At 62.3% G+C, this 20390-nt stretch carries 20 protein-coding genes; 11 read left to right on the forward strand and 9 right to left on the reverse strand.

What is annotated here, in order from left to right; translation table 11 throughout:
- Together AB8A38_RS27215 and AB8A38_RS27220 are read left to right on the forward strand one after the other, a co-directional pair.
- Complete coding sequence (locus AB8A38_RS27215; RefSeq protein ID WP_315843208.1) at positions 1-831, forward strand: ABC transporter ATP-binding protein; 831 nt, start codon at positions 1-3, stop codon at positions 829-831.
- On the forward strand, positions 828-1601 hold the full coding sequence (locus tag AB8A38_RS27220) for an ABC transporter permease (protein WP_315843207.1): 774 nt from the start codon (positions 828-830) through the stop codon (positions 1599-1601). Before AB8A38_RS27215 ends, AB8A38_RS27220 begins: the two co-directional genes overlap by 4 nt.
- Here the strand turns inward: AB8A38_RS27220 and AB8A38_RS27225 are convergent.
- The 7 genes from AB8A38_RS27225 to hemP form a co-directional block, all read right to left on the reverse strand.
- Positions 1598-2956 (reverse strand): FAD/NAD(P)-binding protein, encoded by a 1359-nt coding sequence (locus AB8A38_RS27225; RefSeq protein WP_439088024.1) that lies wholly within the window; start codon positions 2954-2956, stop codon positions 1598-1600. The two genes, AB8A38_RS27220 and AB8A38_RS27225, sit on opposite strands and share 4 nt — an antisense overlap.
- 34 nt (positions 2957-2990) lie before the next feature.
- The gene (locus AB8A38_RS27230; protein ID WP_439088025.1) at positions 2991-4280 is read right to left on the reverse strand and encodes an amidohydrolase family protein; all 1290 of its coding nucleotides are present in this window, start codon (positions 4278-4280) and stop codon (positions 2991-2993) included.
- A gap of 115 nt (positions 4281-4395) precedes the next feature.
- Entirely contained in the window at positions 4396-4761 is a 366-nt protein-coding gene (locus AB8A38_RS27235) for a response regulator (protein ID WP_089265330.1), read from the reverse strand.
- Positions 4762-4904: 143 nt separating this feature from the next.
- Positions 4905-5726 carry a heme ABC transporter ATP-binding protein gene (locus AB8A38_RS27240; RefSeq protein ID WP_439088026.1) on the reverse strand — a complete coding sequence of 274 codons (822 nt, stop codon included), beginning with the start codon at positions 5724-5726 and terminating at the stop codon, positions 4905-4907.
- A 5-nt stretch (positions 5727-5731) separates the two neighbouring features.
- Positions 5732-6829: a FecCD family ABC transporter permease gene (locus tag AB8A38_RS27245; protein ID WP_439088027.1), complete on the reverse strand. Its 1098-nt coding sequence runs from the start codon at positions 6827-6829 to the stop codon at positions 5732-5734.
- A 1-nt stretch (position 6830) separates the two neighbouring features.
- On the reverse strand, positions 6831-7811 hold the full coding sequence (locus AB8A38_RS27250; RefSeq protein ID WP_439088028.1) for a heme/hemin ABC transporter substrate-binding protein: 981 nt from the start codon (positions 7809-7811) through the stop codon (positions 6831-6833).
- Positions 7808-8002 carry a hemin uptake protein HemP gene (gene hemP, locus AB8A38_RS27255; protein WP_068735289.1) on the reverse strand — a complete coding sequence of 65 codons (195 nt, stop codon included), beginning with the start codon at positions 8000-8002 and terminating at the stop codon, positions 7808-7810. The genes AB8A38_RS27250 and hemP overlap by 4 nt, the downstream gene beginning before the upstream one ends.
- 256 nt (positions 8003-8258) lie before the next feature.
- On the opposite strand from hemP, the gene AB8A38_RS27260 reads away from it, so the two are divergent.
- From AB8A38_RS27260 to hutX, 3 genes are all read left to right on the forward strand, one after another.
- Entirely contained in the window at positions 8259-10640 is a 2382-nt protein-coding gene (locus AB8A38_RS27260; RefSeq protein WP_439088029.1) for a TonB-dependent hemoglobin/transferrin/lactoferrin family receptor, read from the forward strand.
- Positions 10641-10738: 98 nt separating this feature from the next.
- A complete protein-coding gene (locus AB8A38_RS27265; RefSeq protein ID WP_068735293.1) occupies positions 10739-11077 on the forward strand; it encodes an antibiotic biosynthesis monooxygenase family protein in 339 nt (112 codons plus the stop codon).
- 47 nt (positions 11078-11124) lie between these two features.
- On the forward strand, positions 11125-11631 hold the full coding sequence (hutX, locus tag AB8A38_RS27270) for a heme utilization cystosolic carrier protein HutX (protein WP_315843199.1): 507 nt from the start codon (positions 11125-11127) through the stop codon (positions 11629-11631).
- A 5-nt stretch (positions 11632-11636) separates the two neighbouring features.
- On the opposite strand, the gene AB8A38_RS27275 is transcribed toward hutX, so the two are convergent.
- Positions 11637-12542, reverse strand: a complete 906-nt coding sequence (locus AB8A38_RS27275; protein ID WP_315843198.1) for a LysR family transcriptional regulator — start codon at positions 12540-12542, stop codon at positions 11637-11639.
- 158 nt (positions 12543-12700) lie between these two features.
- On the opposite strand from AB8A38_RS27275, the gene AB8A38_RS27280 reads away from it, so the two are divergent.
- The 6 genes from AB8A38_RS27280 to cnbZ all read left to right on the forward strand — a co-directional run bounded on the left by AB8A38_RS27280 (position 12701) and on the right by cnbZ (position 18073).
- On the forward strand, positions 12701-13918 hold the full coding sequence (locus AB8A38_RS27280) for an amino acid ABC transporter substrate-binding protein (RefSeq protein WP_315843197.1): 1218 nt from the start codon (positions 12701-12703) through the stop codon (positions 13916-13918).
- Between the two features lie 80 nt (positions 13919-13998).
- Positions 13999-14865 carry a branched-chain amino acid ABC transporter permease gene (locus tag AB8A38_RS27285; protein ID WP_439088030.1) on the forward strand — a complete coding sequence of 289 codons (867 nt, stop codon included), beginning with the start codon at positions 13999-14001 and terminating at the stop codon, positions 14863-14865.
- Positions 14862-15812, forward strand: a complete 951-nt coding sequence (locus tag AB8A38_RS27290; RefSeq protein ID WP_439088031.1) for a branched-chain amino acid ABC transporter permease — start codon at positions 14862-14864, stop codon at positions 15810-15812. Before AB8A38_RS27285 ends, AB8A38_RS27290 begins: the two co-directional genes overlap by 4 nt.
- Positions 15805-16566, forward strand: a complete 762-nt coding sequence (locus AB8A38_RS27295) for an ABC transporter ATP-binding protein (RefSeq protein ID WP_439088032.1) — start codon at positions 15805-15807, stop codon at positions 16564-16566. The genes AB8A38_RS27290 and AB8A38_RS27295 overlap by 8 nt, the downstream gene beginning before the upstream one ends.
- Positions 16567-16573: 7 nt before the next feature.
- The gene (locus AB8A38_RS27300) at positions 16574-17290 is read left to right on the forward strand and encodes an ABC transporter ATP-binding protein (RefSeq protein ID WP_439088615.1); all 717 of its coding nucleotides are present in this window, start codon (positions 16574-16576) and stop codon (positions 17288-17290) included.
- Between the two features lie 27 nt (positions 17291-17317).
- Complete coding sequence (gene cnbZ, locus AB8A38_RS27305; protein WP_439088033.1) at positions 17318-18073, forward strand: 2-amino-5-chloromuconate deaminase CnbZ; 756 nt, start codon at positions 17318-17320, stop codon at positions 18071-18073.
- Between the two features lie 5 nt (positions 18074-18078).
- Here the strand turns inward: cnbZ and AB8A38_RS27310 are convergent, their stop codons facing one another.
- A complete protein-coding gene (locus tag AB8A38_RS27310; RefSeq protein ID WP_439088034.1) occupies positions 18079-20292 on the reverse strand; it encodes an SLC26A/SulP transporter family protein in 2214 nt (737 codons plus the stop codon).
- Positions 20293-20390: the final 98 nt, after the last annotated feature.

A 20390-nucleotide genomic window follows, 5' to 3' on the forward strand; every position in this document is an offset into this window, starting at 1 on the left:
ATGGCAGTGCAGATGTCGACAGCAGGAATCGGGGATAGCGGGCCAGTGCCCGCGGCGAAGATCAGTCTGCGCGACGTCACCAAGCGGCATGATACGCAGTTGGCGCTGGACCGGATCACGCTCGATATCCCGGCCAGCACCTTCTTCGTGGTGGTCGGTCCAAGCGGCTGCGGCAAGACGACCTTGCTGCGCATGCTTGCCGGACTGGATGCGCCATCGGAAGGCCGGATCGATATCGCCAATCCGCAGCCCGGCCATCCGCAAAATTCCATGGTGTTCCAGGGGGACTCGTTGTTTCCCTGGATGACCGTGTGGGACAACGCCGCCTACGGTCTGACGATGCGCAATGTTCCGAAGGCGCGCGTCGATGACGTGGTTGGGCACTATCTGAACAAGACCGGCATGTATGGTGCGCGCGTGCTTTATCCGCATCAGCTCTCCGGCGGTATGCGCCAGCGCGTCTCCATCGCGCGGGCCTTCGCCAATGATCCCGATATCCTGCTGATGGACGAGCCGTTCTCGGCGCTCGACGAGCAGAACAAGACATTGCTGCACGAAGAACTGCTGCGGATCTGGGAAGAGACCCGCAAGACCGTGGTCTTCATCACCCACAGCGTCGACGAAGCCGTGACGCTCGGTGATCGCATCATGGTCATGACAGCGGGGCCGGGGCGCATCAAGACCATCGTGCCGGTGGACCTGCCGCGGCCACGCAACGTCGTCGAACTCCGGCACACGCCGGCTTACGGCGAACTGGTCTATGACATCTGGGCGCAACTGCGCGAAGAGGTCGATCGCGCGCGCAGCCGCGAGCCGGGGAGCAAGGCATGAGTTCGGTCCGCGCCCGCTCGCTGTGGGGCGATCGCACCATCAGCATCCTGTCGCCGCTGGTGCTGCTGGGCCTGTGGGAAATCTGCGCCCGCACTGGCATCGTTGATGTCAGGTTTTTCCCGGCGCCCTCGAACATCATTGGGCATCTGTTCGAGCTCGCTTCCTCCGGCGCGCTGTGGCGTCATGTGGGAGCCAGCCTGTATCGCCTCGCTGCCGGTTTTATCGTTGGCTGTGTGCCGGCCATCGTGATCGGCCTTGCTATTGGGCTCTATCGGCCGATACGTGCGGCCTTCGATCCCCTGATCTCCGCGACTTACCCAATTCCGAAGAGCTCCCTGCTGCCGCTGATCCTGCTGATCTTCGGCCTCGGCGAAAGTTCGAAGATCGCAATGGTCGCGATCGGCGTGTTCTATCCGGTGGTGATCAATACCGCGGCCGGCGTGCGACAGATCGCGCCGATCTTCCTCGACGTCGGCCGCAATTTCGGCGCCAGCCGCTTCAACATGTTTCGTACCGTAGCGCTGCCCGGCGCATTGCCGCTGATCATGACCGGCATCAAGCTCGGCGCCGGCATGGGCCTGGTGCTGATCGCCATCGCCGAGATGGTCGGCGCCAAGCAGGGGCTCGGCTACATGATCTGGAATGCGTGGGAGCTGTTCGACGTCCAGACCATGTATGTCGGCCTGTTCGTCATCGCGATCATTGGCTTCGTGATGAACGCCAGCTTCGACGCGCTGGAGCGCGCCATCGTGCCGTGGCGGAAGGGCTAGAGCGTCTTCAACTGCTCGCTCACGGCCAGCAACTGCCGCCGAATGTTGGACGCCGCAGTCACTTCCCAGAACGCGCCGCGCGTCGCCGGGCCGATGGCATAGAAGCCGGGCTGAACATGACCGGCGCTGTCACGCAGCTCACAGGTTGGGGCGACATCGAGGCCGAGGCCGTTGAAGCCAGTGCGGACGTAGCCGGTTGCGAGCAGGGATTTGATGAGCGGATCACCCAGGCGATCATAACGCTCTTCCGGGCCGGTACAGTTGAGAATCCAGTTGGTGGCGAGGTTGATCATCTCGCCGTGTCCACGCTTGCGGATAGTGACGTCATGTCCCGACGGTGTCGCAATCGCGCTGGCCATGCGACCAGCGACCACGTCGAGGAGGTTGTCCCGCTGTAACTCTTCCAGGAGTTCGGCGACGTCGGGCGCCAGCCGATGACGATGCACCATCCAGATCGCACGCAGGTGTCGCGCAAAACGGGCACGTTCGGTCTCGGAGGCATTCCTGTAGAGTTCACCGATCGACAATCGAAACGTGTCGACCATCGTCTGCCATGGAATTCCTGAGGCAACCTTGCGGCGGGTGTCCCTGAGCAACGCCGCCAGAAGGCCGCGCGCAGTGGGCACCGGGAATGACGTCATCGGATCAGGATCGGTCTGCGCCGGCACGTCGATCAGCGGCAGCAACCCGCGCCGCGAGACCATCGTGATGGGCGCGCGCATGCCGCGATGGACGAGATCGATCACCATATCGACCGCGGTGGCGCCGGTGCCGATGACCAGCACGCGATCGTCCTTTCCGATCGGATCGAGCGCGCCCGGCGTCCAGACATTGGTGATCGAGCGCGGCGATGCCTCGATGCCGGGAAATGGCGATGGTGGCTGGTTGCCAAGACAGAGGAACACCAGATCGGCGTCGATGATCGCGCCCGATGCCGTCGCAACGCGATAGCCATCGCTCTGCCGCGCCACACTCAGAGCCACATCCTGCCGTGGCGTCGCACGCCCGGTGCCGGTCAGTTCGTTGAACTTCGTCGAGATGTAGTCGCCATAGACCCGGCGGGGCACGAAGGATGTCGAGTAATCCGGCCAGTCAGTTTGGCCAGTCTCCGTCAGCCATTCGACGAAGCCATCATCGTCGGCGCCGAGGCCGCCCATCTTGTAAGCGGGGACGTTGATGCGGTGCCACTGGGCTTTCGCGGAATAGGCGAGCCCACGTCCGAAGGCGCCGTCGCGATCCAGCACGGTGATCGTCCCGATCTGCGGCAGCTTGGACAGAATGAGCGCGGCAAACGCGCCAGCCACGCCGCCGCCGATAACGGCAACGCGCAGAGAATGGGGAGAGGCTGATGTCATGCTGCCAGACGATGCGAGGGAGGGGGTCGAGAGATCAAGTCGGCGGCGCGTAGGCGGCCGGATCGACCGATGTCGGGCGGCCATCGAGCGCAAGCCGGCCGATCCGCGCGGGCGTTTCGGCGATCACCTTGCCGCGGCGCACGACCGCGAGCCGCGTTGCCTTCAGGCGGATCGCTTCGATGGGATCGTGCGCCTGCAGCAGCACGAGGTCGCCGTTGCAGCCGACATCGAGGCCGTAGCCATCGAGGCCCATGATCTTTGCCGGATTGGTGGTGACCGAATCGAAGCAGAAACGCATCGCATCGCGGCTGGTCATCTGTCCGACATGCAGGCCCATATGCGCGACTTCGAGCATGTCTGCCGAGCCCAGCGAGTACCACGGGTCCTTGCAGCAGTCCTGGCCGAATGCCACATTTATTCCGTGAGATCGCATCTCCGGAACGCGGGTCTGGCCGCGGCGCTTGGGGTAACTGTCGTGGCGGCCCTGCAGCACGATGTTGATCAGCGGATTGGCAATGGCCGCGACGCCGGCTTCGGCGATCAGGGGCAGCAGTTTCGAGACATAGTAGTTGTCCATCGAATGCATCGAGGTCAGGTGCGAGCCGGCAACGCGGCCCTGCAATCCCAACCGCTGGGTTTCATAGGCCAGCGTCTCGATATGGCGTGAGAGCGGATCGTCGCTTTCGTCGCAATGCATGTCGACGCGCAGGCCGCGCGCAGCAGCGATCTCGCAGAGTACCTTCACCGATGCGGCACCATCCGCCATGGTGCGCTCGAAATGCGGAATGCCGCCGACGATGCTAACGCCCTTGTCGAGGGCACGGGCGAGATTTTGCGCAGCCGTCGGCGAGCGGAAATAGCCGTCCTGCGGGAACGCCACCAATTCGAGATCGAGATAGGGAGCGACCTGCTTCTTGACGTCCAGCAACGCATCTACGGCGAGCAGCCGGTCCTCGCAGATATCCACATGGGTACGCACCGCGAGCAGGCCCTGCGCCACCGCGAGATCGCAATAGCGCAGCGCGCGTTCGACCAGAGCCTCATAGGTCAGCAGCGGCTTCAATTCGCCCCACAGCGCGATGCCCTCGAGCAGGGTACCGGACACATTCAGGCGGGGCAGGCCGAGCGACAGCGTCGCATCCATATGGAAGTGGATGTCGACGAACGGGGGCGAGACCAGATGCCCGGCAGCATCGATCACACGTCCGGCCTCTCCCGCCAAATTGGGCTGCACCGCGACGATACGGCCCCCTTTTATGGCGATATCCTGGCCCGTGCGGCCGTCGGGAAGCGTGGCGTTGCGAATGAGGAGGTCGAACGGCATGAAACCCTTGCTGCTGCAGGTGTGATCGCCGAATTATCGGCGTTGCGCTGCAGCAATGCAAGACGGTCCCACGCGAGCGGCATCCGCCGGTCCGCGCGGACCGATTTGACCTGTATCAGTGAAACGATTGTTGTGCGGCGCGGAGCAGATCGATCGGGCTCCATGGCTTGGCCATGAACAGTGTGCCGTCGGGCAGGCGGCGCACGCGAGGTGCACCTGAGGTCACGATCACATGCATATCGGGGTATCGTTGCTTGGCGAGATAAGCGAGCTCTATGCCGTCCATCATGCCCGCGAGTTCCACGTCGGTAAAGACCATTGCAACATTGTCGCCGGATTCCTCCAGCACCAGCACAGCCGCCTCCGCGCTTTCGCATTCGATGACGTTCATCTCGCTCTCTTCGAGCAGTAGGCTGACCAGTGTGCGTTGTGCTTCGTCGTTCTCGACCACCAGCGCTGTCGACCTGTGTGCATACCCCATGGGGAGCCCTCCGTGGTTTGGTTGCGGCAGGAGGGCAATGCGTGAGTTCATCAGGGGTTCAGATAAAAGTGAGTTCCCGTGAGCAACAATGTTACGCACGCATTGCATGCCTGCGCAGGATGATACGCACGGCAGAAATGCAGTTAACCCGCTACGGAAGTTGAAGTCGCAATCTGTTGCATCATCTGCGGCAGCAGATAGGGCGCGCCGTCATCGGTGCGTGCGACGACTACGTCGATATCGAACACGCGGCGGATCACATCGCTGGTGATCGTTTCCGCAGGCGTTCCTTCCGCTGCAACGGCGCCGTTGCGCATCACGATGATACGATCCGCAAAACGAACTGCGAGATTGAGATCGTGCAGCACTGCGATCACGGCCGTGCCGTTGCGTGCACGCTGCCGTGAAATTTCCACCAGCTCGATCTGATGGCGCAGATCGAGCGATGATGTGGGCTCGTCGAGCAGCAGGATGCCAGGACCATGCGCAGCTTCGCCGCAGGCGAGCTGTACGAGGATGCGTGCGAAATGCGCGCGCTGTTGCTCGCCGCCTGACAGCGTCGGCAATTCGCGATGACGGAAGTCGCCAAGTCCCACTTCATCGATGGCTGCATCGACGAGCGATTGCGCAGATGCCAGCGGCAGGTTGCCCCGACCCATCTGCACGACTTCCTCGACCGTAAACGGGAAGCTCACACTGACATGTTGCGACAGCATCGCACGCCGCATCGCGAGTTCGGCGGGCGACCAGGAATGAAGGTCGCGGCCCTTCAGTGTAATGCTGCCGCGCGACACGCGTAGATCGGCCGACAGCAGGCGCAGCAGCGTCGACTTGCCGGCGCCGTTGGGGCCGACGATGGCGACCATCTCGCCGCTGTTGACGGTGAGATCAACATGATTGAGCAGCGTGGCCTGGCCGATCGTCAGCGAGACGCCGGATGCTGTGAGGACGGATGTGCCGGCCATCGACGTCACAGCCCCACCAGCCCGCGTTGACGCAGCAGGATCAGCAGGAAGATCGGCGCGCCCACGGCGGCAGTCAGGATGCCGATGGGCATCTCGGCCGGCGCCACGATGGTGCGGGCGAGCGTATCGGCTCCGACCAGCAGGCTGGCGCCGAGACCGACGGATGCCGGCAGTAACAGCCGATGACCCGGTCCAATCATCAGCCGTAGCAGGTGTGGCACGACGATGCCGACGAAGCCGATCACGCCGCAGACCGATACCGCCGCGCCGGTCATGACCGACACCAGCACGATGCAGATGCGCTTGAGGCGCTCGACATCGACGCCGGAATGGAAGGCCTCGGATTCGCCGAGGATCAGCACGTCGAGGCCGCGGCTGGTGAAGAGCATCCCGATCAGCCCCAGCGCCAGCATGGGCGCAATCGTCGCCGCCTTGCTCCAGGTCGCGCCGCTGAGCGAGCCGAGCAGCCAGAACGTGATGTCGCGCAATTGCCGGTCGTCGGCGATGAACACCAGAAGGCCGATGCCCGCATTAGCGATCGCGGCGATAGCAATGCCGGCGAGCAGGAACAGCGCGATGGAGGTGCGTCCGCTGCGGCTGGAAATTCGATAAAGAATGATGGTGGTGAGCAGCGAGCCGATGAAGGCCGCAAGCGGCAGCAGGAACGGCTGCAGAAAAGCAACGTAATGCGCAAAGCGGCTGTCGCTGATGACGATGGCGCCCGCTGCAGCAAATGCCCCGCCGCTGGAGACGCCGACCAGCGCCGGATCGGCGAGGGGGTTGCGAAACAGGCCCTGCATGATCGCGCCGGCGGCGCCCAGCATGCCGCCGATCATGGCGGCGATGGCAATGCGCGGAATCCGTATCGACCACAGGATCAGTTGATCGCGCGCAGCAAATGGATTGGCGGGATCGGCAGCCGCGAGGCCGAGTGCTGCGGGCAGGCGGGACAGTGGGATGCCGGCGGCGCCAAGCGTGGCGGCAAGCAGCACCGTCAGCAGGAGTGCTGCGAACAGGCCGCACAGGACAACGATGGTTGCAGGGCGGCGCACCCGGCCCCTCGTTCTGACAAACGCAGTCAGCTTGGCGTCGGCAGCAGTCATCTTATTGACGACAGTTGACGGCGAGCGAGGCGGGCTTGAACGAGGCTGCGTCAGCGGTCAGTGCCGGATCGAGCTTCACGGCAAGGTCGCGCGCGGCAGCTGCCGTGCGTGGGCCGAAGCCGAGCAGATAGAGGCCGTCCATGGCGACCAGATTCTTGGTCTTCGCGGCGGGTGTCAGTGCGAATGCCGGGCTGGCAAACACGGTGTCGGCCTGTAGCGTATCCTTGCCGCGCTCCATCGAGAGCACGGTATCCGGCTTGGCTGCGGCGATGGCTTCATCGCTCATGATCTTGTAGCCGTCGAAACTGTCCGCGACATTCAAACCGCCGGCCAGCTTGATGATTTCGTTGGCTGCCGTCTTCTGGCCTGCGACCATGGCGCGGCCATCGAGGAAGGACATCACGAACATCACCCGTGGCGGGGCTTTCACCTTGGCGCGCAATTCACGCAGTGCGGCAAGATCGCCGGCCACGGCGTTGGCGAGACATTCGCCGCGTGCCTCGACGCCTGCGACCTTGGCGACCAGCCTGATCTTCTCCACCATGCCGGCTTCGGTAAACGTATCCGGCACCATGATCAGCGGTATCTTGGCGGCGTCGATGACGTCGATGGTTTCTTTCGGGCCGGAGCCCGCGATGGCCAGCACAAGCTGCGGATTGAGCCCGAGTACGCCTTCCGCCGAAAGCTGGCGCATGTAACCGACATTGGGTTTGTCGGCCATGGCCTTCGGCGGATACAGGCTGGTCGTATCGACGGCGACGATGCGGTCGTCAGCGCCGAGAGCATAAAGAATTTCGGTTACCGCGCCGCCGATCGAGACGATGCGGGTCGGATGGCCGATGGTGACGTCGCGTCCACGTGCGTCGCGCACAACGGCGTCTTCCGCTGAGGCCGCGGCAGAGAATGCCAGCGTGCCGGCAAGCGCTACACATTGCAGCGCATGCGCGATGCGATGACGTCGAACAGGGAGGCCGGCGGTCATTTGGTGAGGATCAGCTTGTTCTGGAACGTCAGGCGCAGGCGATAAGTCTCGTCGCCATGCGTAATCAGCAACTCACGCTGATCCGCGAACAGCTCCTTGCTGTCCATCCGGTCGCCATTTATGACCACATTGCGTCCGGCTGAGGATTTGGCGTGAGCGGCAGCGCTGCCGTCGTGAGAACCCGTATCCATAGCGCCGATCTATCCCATCCGTAAAAGTCTCTGTCATCGTTATAGGTTTTGTCGCACCTCATCGCCAAGCACTGCAGTCTATAATCAGTATAAACAGGGCGGGGATTGCTTGACCCCCCCGTTAATGAACCGTAATCGAAAATGGCAACTTGGTGGCAGGGGTCCCCGAGTCGCATTCGAGAGCCAGCAAGCTCACTGCCTCGTGCAGCGCCAGCCAGCCACGATCCGTTGAAAAATTGTGTTTGGGGATTAGGCTATGGCTCTTGGGGGCATGACTACGCGCGCCTTGTTGTTGGGTGTGTCGATCGTATCAATGGGGGCGTTGGTCTCCGAGACCGCCTTTGCACAGGCCGCCGCGCAGCCAGGCGACGTGCAGCCGCAAAAGCCGAAACCCGCCAAGAAGAAGCGTGCAGCCGCCAAGCCGGCCGCCGTGCCGGCGCAGGTGGCTAACGCCAATGCGCAGGCCAGCCGCACTGGGCAGTCACTCGATGAAATCACGGTGACGGCTTCGAAGACCCAGGAGCGCGCCATCGATGCGTTGGCCCCGGTCAGCGTCGTGACGCAGGAACAGATCCAGTTGCAGCAGCCGAGCCGGCTGAGCCAGCTTTTCTACAATGTTCCTGGTGTCTGGATGCAGGATCGTGGCGATGATCCGTCTACGGCGATCAATATCCGCGGCTTGCAGGACTTCGGCCGTGTCGCCGTTGTGGTCGATGGTGCGCGCCAGAACTATCAGCGCTCCGGTCATAATGCGAATGGCTCGTTCTTTCTGGACCCCGAACTGATTGGCGGCATCGATATCACCCGCGGTCCGACCGCCAATATCTACGGCTCCGGCGCTATCGGCGGCGTGGCCTCGTTCCGCACCAAGGATATCAATGACGTCCTGCGGCCCGGCGAGCGCTGGGGCGTGGATATGAGCGGCTCCTACGGCTCCAACAATGCCCGTGGCATGGGTTCGGTGTTCGGCGGCGTGCGTGTCGATCCGACGGTCGACGTGTTCGGCGGCGCGGTCTATCGGACGCAGGGTAACTACAAGGACGGCGACGGCACCGAGATTGGCAATACCGGAAATGATATTGCCGCCGGCTTGATGAAGCTGACGGTCCGTCCTGCTGATGGCCACGAGATCAAGTTCGGCGGTATCTTCCAGGACTATCAGTACAGCATCGGTCAGATGAACCGTGGCGGGACCACCACGGCGGCGCCGGCAGCGGCCATCGCCGGTTCGTCGGTCTATGGCTCCACGGCGAAGACCTATACCGGTACGGTGACCTGGAAGTACTCCAAGCCGGATGACATGTTGTTCGACTGGAGCGCCACGCTGTACGGCAATCGCACCGACAACGATCAGGTCAAGACCTACAACAACCGTATCACCGCGGGCTCAGGCACCTGCACACTGGCCAACCCTGGCAACAATATTTCGGGTTGCGTCGGCGACCGCCGCGGTTACCTGCTGGATACGATCGGCGTGGACGTCAATAACACGTCGCGTTTCGATGTCGGCGGATGGCGCAATGCCGTCACCTACGGTTTCGACGTCTTCAACGACAAGGTTTCCACGTTCGACTCACGCGGTAACTCCAACATCACCACGCCGAGCGGCGACCGAACGGTGGGTGGCGGTTTCATCCAGTTGAAGAACAACTATTCGACCTGGCTCGAAGTCATCAGCGCGTTGCGTTACGATCACTACGAACTGAATTCGTCGGGCACGGGGGGTGCCGGAACAACTTCGTCGAGCGGCGATCGCCTTTCGCCGAAGATTACGGTCGGCGTTACGCCCGTTGCTGGTTTCACGCCTTATGTGAGCTACGCCGAGGGCTATCGCGCGCCGTCGATCACAGAGACGTTGATCGCGGGTGGCCATGCCACCGGTGGCGGTCCGACGCTGTTCAACTGTCCCGATGGCACCTCAGGTTTGTTCTGCTTCCGGCCGAACCCGAACCTGCGTGCTGAAGTCGGAAAGAACAAGGAAGTCGGCGTCAATCTGAAGTACAACGGCATTTTCACGGCTGGCGATAGCTTCCGCGCCAAGTTCAACTTCTTCCGCAACGATGTCGACGACTATATCGATCTGGTCGCTTCGACCCCGGTCGCTTCACCGCTGACTTTCATGGGCTTCCCGATTCCGGGTCTGTTCAGCCAGTTCTACCAGTACCAGAATATCGCCTCGGCAAAGATCGAGGGCTTCGAAGCCGAAACATCGTATGATGCAGGCGACTGGTTCTTGGGTGTCGGCGCCACGCTTCAGCGCGGCAAGAACACCCAGACAAATGTTGGTCTGGCGACGATCCAGCCGCGCAAGGTCACGACCACCGGTGGTGTCCGTTTGCTTGACCGCAAGCTGGTCATCTCGGCTCAATGGGCCTCAGTCGGTGCCAACACCGATATCCCGGTCGGCTATGTACCGTCGACCGCCTACGATCTGGTCAATCTGTACGTGGCCTATCAGCCCACGCCAGATATCACCCTCAACTTCGGCGTCGACAACATCTTGAATCAGTACTATCGCCCCTACGCCATTCCAGGCGCGGGTGCCGATGGCACCACTCAGAATGACGTTCTCTGGACCGCCCCTGGTCCGGGCATCGTTTACAAGGGCGGCATCAAGGTGCATTTCGGCGGCGCATAATCGCCATCTGCATCCACCAGCCTCCAAGGAATCGCGCTCATGTCCGGGCGCGATTTCGGTTATGATAGGTTCTCGACGTCACGAAAGGAAAGACATCCATGTTCATCGCCATGAACCGTTTTCAGGTCAAAACCGGATCCGAAGCCGCTTTTGAGAATATCTGGGCGACCCGCGAATCCTATCTCTCGGAATTGCCGGGCTTCATCGAGTTCAGCCTGTTGAAAGGTCCGGTGGCCGAGGATCACACGCTGTATTCGTCGCATACGGTCTGGGCCAGCAAGGCAGACTTCGAGGGCTGGACCAAGTCCGAGCAGTTCCGCAAGGCGCATGCCCGCGCGGACAACAAGTCGGAAGGCGCCAGCCTCTATCTCGGTCACCCGAAGTTTGAGGGTTTTGAGGTGATCCAGTCCGAGCGCCGCAAGAGCGCTGCGGCCTGATCGCTGGCACTGCGTCTCACGTCAATGATCGATCACGGAGCCATCTCATGCTGAATACGGATCTCGCTGCGCTGAAGACCTATATGGCGGAGAATCCCGGCGCCGTGATCGAGACCGTTGCGCGTGAGCGCAATGTTACGGCGCGTGCCGTGTTGGAAGCGCTGCCTTCGGAAATGGTGACCATCGGCGGTGGCGCCGATGCGTTCGTCACGGCGATGACGGATATCGCCGAGTGGGGCGAGGTGACGCTGATCGTTCACACCGAGGATGGCATCTTCGAAACCACGGCGCCGCTGTCGCCGGGCGCCATCGGCCACGGCTACTACAATCTGACGCAGCCCAAGGGGCTGCACGGCCATCTGCGTCATGAGCGCTGCGGCGGCGTGGCGTTTGTCGAACGCCCATTCATGGGCAAGTCGTCGGCCTTCGTCGCCTTCCTCAATGTCGATGGCGGCGTGATGTTCAAAGTCTTCGTGGGCCGCGACGAGACCCGTGCGCTGAAGCAGGACCAGCTCGAACGGTTCCGCGCGCTGGCCGGAAAGCTCGCTGCTTAAGGCGTCTATCCTTCCTCGTTGTCCTTCATCTGCGCCACCAACATTTCGGCAACCAGTCGCGTTGAGGGCGATGCCATGCGCGCGGCCGATTGCACCAGAGTCACCTGGGTTGACTCCAGTCTGCGGTCGCGCGGCGGTATGGCGACCAGTGTGCCGGCATTGATGGCCGCCGTCGCCGAGACCATCGGCAGGAAGGTCGCAAGGTCGGTGCGGGCAGCCACGGTCTGGGTGAAGGCCAGCGAGTTGGTCTCGCTGCACATTTCCAGCCGCACATTGGCCTGTGCGCAGGACTTGTCGAGTTCCTGACGAATGCCGAACGATGGGTCCGGAAGGATCACGCGCAACCCTGCGAGATCCTTCATCGCGTATGAGTTTTGGCCGGCGAGCGGATGCGTGGGCGCGACGATCAGGCAGACCGGTTGTCGCATGCGTCCGAGTTCGATCAGGTCGCGTCGCGGCGCGCGGCCGAAGATCAGGCCGAGATCGACCTCGTTCTGGCTGACCATCTCGACCACATCGCGAGCGCCCACGGCGGTGACAGATAGTGTGATCCCCGGATATTGCTGCGACAGGTCGACGAAGGAGTTGGGCAGGAAGCTCGACAGCATGCCTTCGACGGTGGCGATCTTCACCTGGCCGCGGCGCAGCGATGCGAATTCCTCGACCTGGCTGCGCAGTCCGTCGAGCTGGCTGCGGTTCTCGACTGCATAGCGATAGAGCACATGGCCGGCATCGGTCAGGTTCATGCCGCGCGCGCCGCGCTCGAACAGCTTGACCGCTAGCTCCTCCTCCAGCCCCTGAACTTGTCGGCTGATGGCGGAGGGGGCGATGCGGAGCGCGGCGGCGGCCTGTTTGATCGATCCGGACTCGGTAACAACGCGAAAATAGCGAATGGCGGTGGATTCGATCATCGTTGGTCCCTCGCGACTGGCTGCCCAGCGCGATGGCAGGACCTGACTAGCGTTCTGATTTTCAGACCTCTCACATCGAAATTCAATGCTTTTATTCGAAATCTAAATTTGACAGAGTTTTGATCAGGTCACGGTCCCGTCATCGATGGAGAATTTGGATGTTTCATCCCCGGCTTGCTGTCTCGGCTTTTTCCGCATCCCTTCTGCTGGCTGCGGCTGGCCTGGGAGCGACATCCTCGGTGGCCTCGGCCCAAGATGTCATCCGCTTCGGCGCACCGTTGCCGATCACCGGGCCGCTGGCGCCGGAAGCCGTGAAGCAGCAGCAGGGCTATGACCTCTGGGCCGAACAGGCCAACAAGGCCGGCGGCATCGATGTCGGCGGCAAGAAGTACAAGGTCGAGATCGTCTATTCGGACTATCAATCCAACACGCCGCGCTCGGTGCAGACCACCGAACAGATGATCACCCAGGACAAGGTGAATTTCATGTTCGGCCCGTTCGGCTCGGGCGCCGCCAAGGCCGCCAGCACGATCGCCGAGAAATACAAGGTGCCGATGCTGGCCGCGACCGCGTCGTCGTCCCAGGTCTACGACCAGAACTACAAGTATCTGTTCGGCACCTTCACGCCGAATGACACGCTGACGACGCCGCTGACGCAGCTCGTCAAGGCCAAGGCTGCCGACGTCAAGAAGGTCGCGATCCTTGCACGTAACGATCTGTTCCCGCTGGCCATTGCGCAGGAGATGGAAAAGTCCGCCAAGGCCAACGGTCTCGAAGTCGTTTACTTCGAGAAATATGCCATCAACACGCTCGATCACTCCGCGACCCTGTCGCAGATCAAATCGCTGAATCCGCAATGGGTGTTCGTCACCGGCTACACCAACGATCTCCTGCTGATCCGCAAGCAGATGGTCGATCAGCAGATGAAGGCCAATGTCGTCACCATGATCGCCGGTCCGGCCTATCAGGAATTCATCGAATCCGCCGGCCAGAGCGCCGAGAACATCTCCAGCGCCTCGTGGTGGCATCCGGCCGAACAGTACAACGGCAAGGACATTTTCGGCACCACGGCCAATTTCGTGAAGCTGTTCAAGGACAAATACAAGCTCGAGCCCGATTACGCTCACGCTTCGGCTGCCGTCTGCGGCGCGCTGTTTCAGATGGCCATCGAAAAGGCCGGCTCGCTGGACCGTGACAAGGTGCGTGATGAACTCGCCAAGATGGACGTCGTGACCTTCTGGGGGCCGGTCAAGTTCGGCGCCAATGGCCAGATCAACTCGCTCGAACCGCCGGTCTTCCAGATCCAGGCCGGCAAGCCCGTGGTGCTGTTCCCGGATGCGATCAAGCAGGGCGACTTCAAGCTCGGCGTGAACTGAGCATGATCCCGAAAAGTGGATGCCGGTTTTCGGACAAGATCATGCTCAAGCAAGTCTGCTGAGACCGGCGGGGAAACGATATGCTGGCCATCCAGGTCCTGATCAATGCACTCGTGCTTGGGTGTCTCTATGCCTGTATCGCGATCGGTTTCTCGCTGGTCTGGGGCGTGCTCAACGTCATCAACCTGATCCACGGCTCGTTCATCGTGCTCGGCGCCTATCTGGCCTGGGGCGCCTATAACTCGCTCGGGCTGTCGCCTTGGTATGCGCTGCTGATCGCCGCGCCGGCCTTCTTCGTGTTCGGCTATCTGCTGCAGCGGCTGCTGCTCAACCGCGTCATCACCGCGCCGGTGCTGGTGACGCTGACGCTGACCTTCGGGCTCGATCTGATCCTGAACAATGCGATGATCTATTACTTCAAGGCGGACTACCGGAAGCTGATCCTCAATCCGCCCACGGGTTCGATCTCGATCTTCGATGTGGTGGTACCGGTCGATCGCCTGATCGCCACGGCCTCTGCACTGGCGCTGACATTCCTGCTCTATCTGCTGCTGCGTCGCTCGAAAGTCGGCCGCGCCATCGTGGCGGTCCGGCTCGACTGCGATGCCGCGGTGCTGATGGGGGTGGACGTCAAATCGATCTATGCCACTGCCTTCGGTCTTGGTGCTGCGCTCGCCGGCTGCGCCGGTGTGCTGATGGCGCTGATCTTCCCGATCTCGCCGCTGACCTCATCAGCCTATCTCGGTAAGGCTTTCGTGGTCTGCGTGCTCGGCGGACTCGGCAGCGTGTCAGGTGCACTGGCCGGTGGTCTGTTGCTGGCGCTCGTTGAAGGCGTTGGCTCGGTCTATCTCGGCCCGGCCCATGCGGTGACGCTGTCCTTCGTCCTGCTCATCATTTTCCTTGTCGTCAGGCCGCAGGGCTTGCTCGGCCGAAAGGGTTTTGAATGACCCGGACCAATATCGCGCTTCTCGTTCTCATTGCCTGCGTCGCTGCGCTGCCGCTGTTCGGTGATGCCTATGCGCTGCGTCTTGGCACCATGGCCTGTATGTATGCGATCTTCGCGCTGTCATGGAATATCGTCGGTGGTTTTGCCGGCTATCCGTCTTTTGCCACAGCCGCGTTCTTTGGGCTCGGCGCCTACACGACCGGCATTCTCATGAATAAGGGCGTGCCGCTGTCGGTGTCCCTGCTGGGCGCGCTGGTCCTGTGTCTGGTGCTGGCCGCAGCGCTCGGCGCGGTGCTGCTGCGGCTACGCGGGCATTACTTCGCGATTGCCAGCCTGTCGCTGGTCGAGGTGTTTCGCGAACTCGTCAACAACGCCACCGATCTCACCGGCGGCGGCATGGGCCTGAACATTCCGCTGGTGTCGGGCTCCAGTGTGCTGTTCGACGCGACGTTCTTCTTTTACGCCATGTGGGGATTGCTGCTGATCACCGCGCTTGTGGTCATCGCGGTGTCGATGTCGAAGCTCGGTTTCGGCCTCAACTGCATCCGGCAGAACGAGACGGCTTCGAACATGGTCGGTCTCAATTCGACGCTTTACAAGGCCATAGCCTTCGGCCTGTCGGCCTGTTTCGTCGGTGCGGCCGGCGGGCTCTATGCGGCCTGGGTGCACTACATCGACCCGTCCGACGTGTTCGACATCCTCTATTCGGTGAAGCCGATCGTGATGGCGCTGATGGGCGGGCTCGGATCGCCGCTCGGGGTGGTATGCGGCGCCTTCGTCTATCTCGGCCTCGAGGAAGTAGTCTGGCGGAATTACATCCAGATCCATTCCGGTGTGCTGGGCGTGCTTATCATCCTGCTGCTGCTGTTCCTGCCACACGGGCTGATATCGCTGCACGCCGGCAAGGTCTGGCGCGGGTTGTTCGGACGAAAGGCAAAACATGTCTGAGATCCGTCACGAAATCCTTCATCTGAGCAACGTCTCGCGAAACTTCAGTGGGCTGAAGGCGCTGAGCGATGTCTCGCTGTCGGTCAACAAGGGTGAGGTGGTCGGCCTGATCGGCCCAAACGGCGCTGGCAAGACCACGCTGGTCAACACCATCTGCGGTGTCACGCCGGCATCGTCGGGCGTCGTCACCTTCGATGGCCGCGACATCACGCGGATCAAGACCTATCAGTCTGCGCGGCTCGGCCTGTCGCGCACCTTCCAGATCGTGCAGCCATTTGCGGAATTCTCGGCGCTCGACAATGTCGCTGCCGCCGCATTGTTCTCGCAGCCGGGCGAGAGCCTGAAATCGGCGCGCGAGGCCGCCCGCGCGCATCTCGCATTCGTTGGCCTCGACGCCCAGGCCGACCAGTCCGCGGCGACGCTGACATTGGCTATGCGCAAGCGGCTCGAACTGGCCAAGGCGCTGGCGATGAAGCCGAAGCTGCTGTTCCTGGACGAGGTCAATGCCGGCCTCAACAGCGCCGAGGTCGAACGCGCCACAAGACTGATTCATCAACTCGCCGCCGATGGCATCACCATCGTGATGATCGAACATCTGATGAAGGTCGTGCTTAATGTCTGCACCCGCATCGCAGTGCTGCATAACGGACGGCTGATTGCCGACGGCGCGCCGCGCGACATCATCAAGGATCCCGCCGTCGTCGATGCCTATCTGGGCCAGCAATATGCACAACGGAACGCCGCCCGTGGCTGATCATCCGATGCTCGAACTGAATGGGGTCTGCGCCGGTTATGGCGAAATCCAGGTGCTGTGGGGCATCGACATGGTGGTGCGCTCCGGTGAGATCACCGCGCTGATCGGTTCGAACGGCGCTGGCAAGACCACGCTGATGCGCGCGCTGTCCGGACTGATCCCGTTGGTCTCGGGCAAATATGTCTCCGAGGGCGTCGATCTGTCGAAAGCGACGGCGGCCCAGATGCTGGCTCATGGCATTGTCCATGTGCCGGAAGGACGCCGGCTGTTCGGCGCCATGAGCATCAAGGACAATCTCCTGATGGGCGCCTATTCGCGCAGCGTCAGCCGCACGGAGCTCAATCGCGATCTCGATCGTGTCTACGCGACCTTCCCCAAGCTGCGCGAGCGTCGCAACCAGGCGGCGGCGACATTGTCTGGCGGCGAACAGCAGATGTGCGCCATCGGCCGCGGGCTGATGAGCGCGCCGCGTCTCCTGATGATCGACGAACTGTCGCTCGGTCTGTCACCGCTGCTGGTCGAGCAGCTCGTCGCAGCACTGCGGCAGTTGAACAACGAAGACATGTCGATCCTGCTGGTGGAGCAGGATGTCACCACGGCGCTCGATCTCTGCCATCACGCCTACATCATGGATATGGGCCGCATCGTGCGCACCGGGCAGGGCGCCGAATTGCTGGCCGATCCCATCATTCGCGACGCCTATCTCGGCGTCCTCGAAGACTGACTTTGATTTCACCTGAAGAGGCCAACCATGATCGAGACCGTCGAAGCCCCCAATAGCGGCTACCGTTACATGCCGGGCGTGTTCCAGTATTCCTGCGGCGTCGGCGCGCTGCCCGGCTTCGCGCTGGAGCGCGTGCGTTTCTCCAAAGTCGTGCCGTTGAAGGAAGGCTTCGCCAAGGTCGCCGAGATCATCAAGGCGGCGGGCCGGCCGCTGACCGCCTTTGCGGCCTGCGAACTGCGCTCGCCGGCGCCGTTCACGGAGCAGGGCTTCATCGACTTCAACGAGATCTACATCAAGACGCTCGAAGACTGGGGCATCATGAAGGACCGCGTGAACCCGATCGCGCGCAGCAATGTGTGTCCGAAGATTGATCCGCCGTCAGAGCCCGGCTTCCACGCCTTCTCTTTCACGACCGTCGCGCCGAATGCGCCGACCTCCTTCGTCATCGCCGGCAGCGGCGAAGCGGCTGAGGGCAAAGGTGACTATCGCGACAACACGGTACGCCTCGGCGATATCAGCCCGTCGGGTATGCTGGAAAAAGCTAAGTTCGTGCTCGACGAGATGGAGCGCCGCATGAGCGCATTCTCCGGCACTTGGGAGCAGACAACCGGCGCGCAGCTCTACACGGTGCGGGACGTCTATGCACTGCTGGAAAGCGAACTCGGCCGCCGCGGCGTGTTCCGCAATGGCCTGACCTGGCACTTCAACCGCCCGCCGGTCGTCGATCTCGAATATGAGATGGATTGCCGCCGCGTGCATGTCGAGCGCGTGGTCGAGGTTTAACCGCCTCAGTGATGACTGACGCGCAGATCCTGCGAGGTCTGCCGCAGTCGCCGGGTGAGTTCGCGCGCCAGGTTGCCCAGCAGCCTGGTGGCGAGCACTGGATTTTTCTTCAGGATCAGGTCGAAGCCGTCGCGCGGGAATTCGTAACAGACCACCTCGTCGTCGGCGACGATGGTCGCAGAGCGCGGCACTGACTCCACCAGCGCCATTTCACCGACCGTGGTGCCGCGGCCAAGTCCGGCGATGCGGCGTCGCTCGTGATGTCCGTCGGTGCGCAGCAGCACGCTGACGCTACCTTTCAGGATCAGCCACATCCGGTCGCCGGCGTCGCCCTCGCGGCAGATCGTATCGCCGCACGCGAATTTGCGTCTGGTCATCACCGGGGTCAGTTCGGCCATCTCGTCGGCTGAAACGCCGTCCAGAAAATCGATCCGCTCGAGAGCCAGCTCGTCCGCTTGCCCCTGTCTCGCAGCGGAGCGATCGAGCATGGTCTGCTCCATCCACTCCAGTGCGGAATCGAGATCCTGCGTCATGGACGGCGATGCGGGATCGTGCCCGACCCCGTTGCCGATGATGGCGGCATGGACGGGCCGGACATTGCAGTAGATCAGTCGCCGTTTCTTTTCAGTCGCCTTCTGGCGCAGGGTTCGCAACGCGTTGATGCCCGAGACGTCGAGGTCGGAGATGGCACCCATGTCGAGCAGGATCATATCCGTGCTGTTGAACAAGTCCTTGACGCGGAGCGAGAGGTCGTCGGCATTGCCGAAGAACAGCGCGCCTTCGAGCTGCAGGATGGCGCGCTGCTGCCCGGTCTGCTGCAGGATCGCGAGATCGTCGGCCGAGCGAATGCGCTTGGAGAACAGCGTGTCGCCGAGATGCGCGCGGCGCACCAGCGGCCGGCTCATATTGATGACGAAGATGATGCAGGACAGGATGATGCCGACGATCACTCCAGAAACGACGGAGCTGAACACGGTCACGGCCATCACCGCGAGCACCACGATCAGGTTGTAGACCGCGTGCCGACGAACCTGCGGCTCGCTTTTTTGTCTGACATCGGCCAGCAGTTGCAGGTTCCAGCGATCGAACAGCACGATGCCGATCACGAGCAGCAGGCCGGCGAACACCGCGCGCGGAACCTGTGCGAGCACCGACGACAGCGCGAATGTGATGGCCAATAGGCTGAGCGCCACGAAAATGCTGGTCCAGCGCGTGCGGCCGCCCATGCGATAGCCGAGCAGGATGACGGAAGGGATCGCCGATCCGCCGATGCCGCCGCCCAGCGCTGCCGCTGCATTGGCGATGCCTTGTGCGGCGAGGTCGCGTACCGGGTGGATATGCGTGTCGTCGAGCTGCTGCGCCACGCGGAAAGCCAGCATGGTCTCCACCGTGCCGATGATCGCCAGCACCAGCGAGACCAGCACGACATGCGGAAGCACGGCGGTCAGTTCCGATGTGATCGAGCCGTCGAACACTGGGCCGAGCGGCATGGCCGGCGGGAAGCTGACATGGATCTCACCGATGGTCGGCCCGAGATCGAGACCGGTCGGGACGCTGATCAGATAGTAGAGCGCGGTGCCGGCAATGAAGCCTGCAAGCGATCCCGGTATCTTCCGCAGCCAGTCCGGCAGCCGCAGCCAGCCTGCTATGGCCGGATAGTTCAGAACAAAGAGCGCCAGGGCCACGACGTAAACCAGCATCGCGGGCTTGTTCGGCCACAGCGTATGCCCGGCAAAGAACGGCTTGAACTGGGAAATCACGATCAGCATCCCGACGCCGTTGAGTAGGCCGGTGAGTACCGGGTGCGGCGCGAATTTGATGGCGCGCGTCAGGCCGAGCAGTCCGAACAGGACCTGCCACAGCCCGGCCAGGAACAAACACAGCATGATCGCGGTCACGATCATCGCGGGCTGGCTCGCAAGCGTCGCGTCATTGACCAGCGTCGTGGTCAGGCCAGCCTGCACCAGGGCCATGCTGACGCGGCTCGTCGTCACGATATAGGACGAGGTGGCGACCACGGCCGCGACGAGGCCGACGATGGCGCCGCCATACAGGCCGGCTGCCGCGCCCGCTGCGACATAGTCGGGGCCGAGCGGCGCAAACACCAGCAGTCCGCAAGCGAGGCAGAGCGGCAGACAGACGAGGCTGGAGATCAGGCCGGCGCTGATTTCCGATCGCCAGTCGACGATCGGCTCGGCGGGAGGCGAAGCTTTGAGCACGGGCTGGCCTTCATCACGGAGGGACCGGCCACGTCTTCATGGATAATGATTGTTGCCAGCTTTCGCCATTATTGTGAAACGGAACTGATCCGCAAGCC

Source organism: Tardiphaga sp. 839_C3_N1_4, assembly GCF_051811045.1.
GTDB lineage: Bacteria > Pseudomonadota > Alphaproteobacteria > Rhizobiales > Xanthobacteraceae > Tardiphaga.

Bases quoted from the DNA above. Each gene is read 5' to 3' on its own strand.
- AB8A38_RS27215 (WP_315843208.1), top strand. From the start codon at position 1: ATGGCAGTGCAGATGTCGACAGCAGGAATCGGGGATAGCGGGCCAGTG.
- AB8A38_RS27220 (WP_315843207.1), top strand. From the start codon at position 828: ATGAGTTCGGTCCGCGCCCGCTCGCTGTGGGGCGATCGCACCATCAGC.
- AB8A38_RS27225 (WP_439088024.1), bottom strand. From the start codon at position 2,956: ATGACATCAGCCTCTCCCCATTCTCTGCGCGTTGCCGTTATCGGCGGC.
- AB8A38_RS27230 (WP_439088025.1), bottom strand. From the start codon at position 4,280: ATGCCGTTCGACCTCCTCATTCGCAACGCCACGCTTCCCGACGGCCGC.
- AB8A38_RS27235 (WP_089265330.1), bottom strand. From the start codon at position 4,761: ATGGGGTATGCACACAGGTCGACAGCGCTGGTGGTCGAGAACGACGAA.
- AB8A38_RS27240 (WP_439088026.1), bottom strand. From the start codon at position 5,726: ATGGCCGGCACATCCGTCCTCACAGCATCCGGCGTCTCGCTGACGATC.
- AB8A38_RS27245 (WP_439088027.1), bottom strand. From the start codon at position 6,829: ATGACTGCTGCCGACGCCAAGCTGACTGCGTTTGTCAGAACGAGGGGC.
- AB8A38_RS27250 (WP_439088028.1), bottom strand. From the start codon at position 7,811: ATGACCGCCGGCCTCCCTGTTCGACGTCATCGCATCGCGCATGCGCTG.
- hemP (WP_068735289.1), bottom strand. From the start codon at position 8,002: ATGGATACGGGTTCTCACGACGGCAGCGCTGCCGCTCACGCCAAATCC.
- AB8A38_RS27260 (WP_439088029.1), top strand. From the start codon at position 8,259: ATGGCTCTTGGGGGCATGACTACGCGCGCCTTGTTGTTGGGTGTGTCG.
- AB8A38_RS27265 (WP_068735293.1), top strand. From the start codon at position 10,739: ATGTTCATCGCCATGAACCGTTTTCAGGTCAAAACCGGATCCGAAGCC.
- hutX (WP_315843199.1), top strand. From the start codon at position 11,125: ATGCTGAATACGGATCTCGCTGCGCTGAAGACCTATATGGCGGAGAAT.
- AB8A38_RS27275 (WP_315843198.1), bottom strand. From the start codon at position 12,542: ATGATCGAATCCACCGCCATTCGCTATTTTCGCGTTGTTACCGAGTCC.
- AB8A38_RS27280 (WP_315843197.1), top strand. From the start codon at position 12,701: ATGTTTCATCCCCGGCTTGCTGTCTCGGCTTTTTCCGCATCCCTTCTG.
- AB8A38_RS27285 (WP_439088030.1), top strand. From the start codon at position 13,999: ATGCTGGCCATCCAGGTCCTGATCAATGCACTCGTGCTTGGGTGTCTC.
- AB8A38_RS27290 (WP_439088031.1), top strand. From the start codon at position 14,862: ATGACCCGGACCAATATCGCGCTTCTCGTTCTCATTGCCTGCGTCGCT.
- AB8A38_RS27295 (WP_439088032.1), top strand. From the start codon at position 15,805: ATGTCTGAGATCCGTCACGAAATCCTTCATCTGAGCAACGTCTCGCGA.
- AB8A38_RS27300 (WP_439088615.1), top strand. From the start codon at position 16,574: ATGCTCGAACTGAATGGGGTCTGCGCCGGTTATGGCGAAATCCAGGTG.
- cnbZ (WP_439088033.1), top strand. From the start codon at position 17,318: ATGATCGAGACCGTCGAAGCCCCCAATAGCGGCTACCGTTACATGCCG.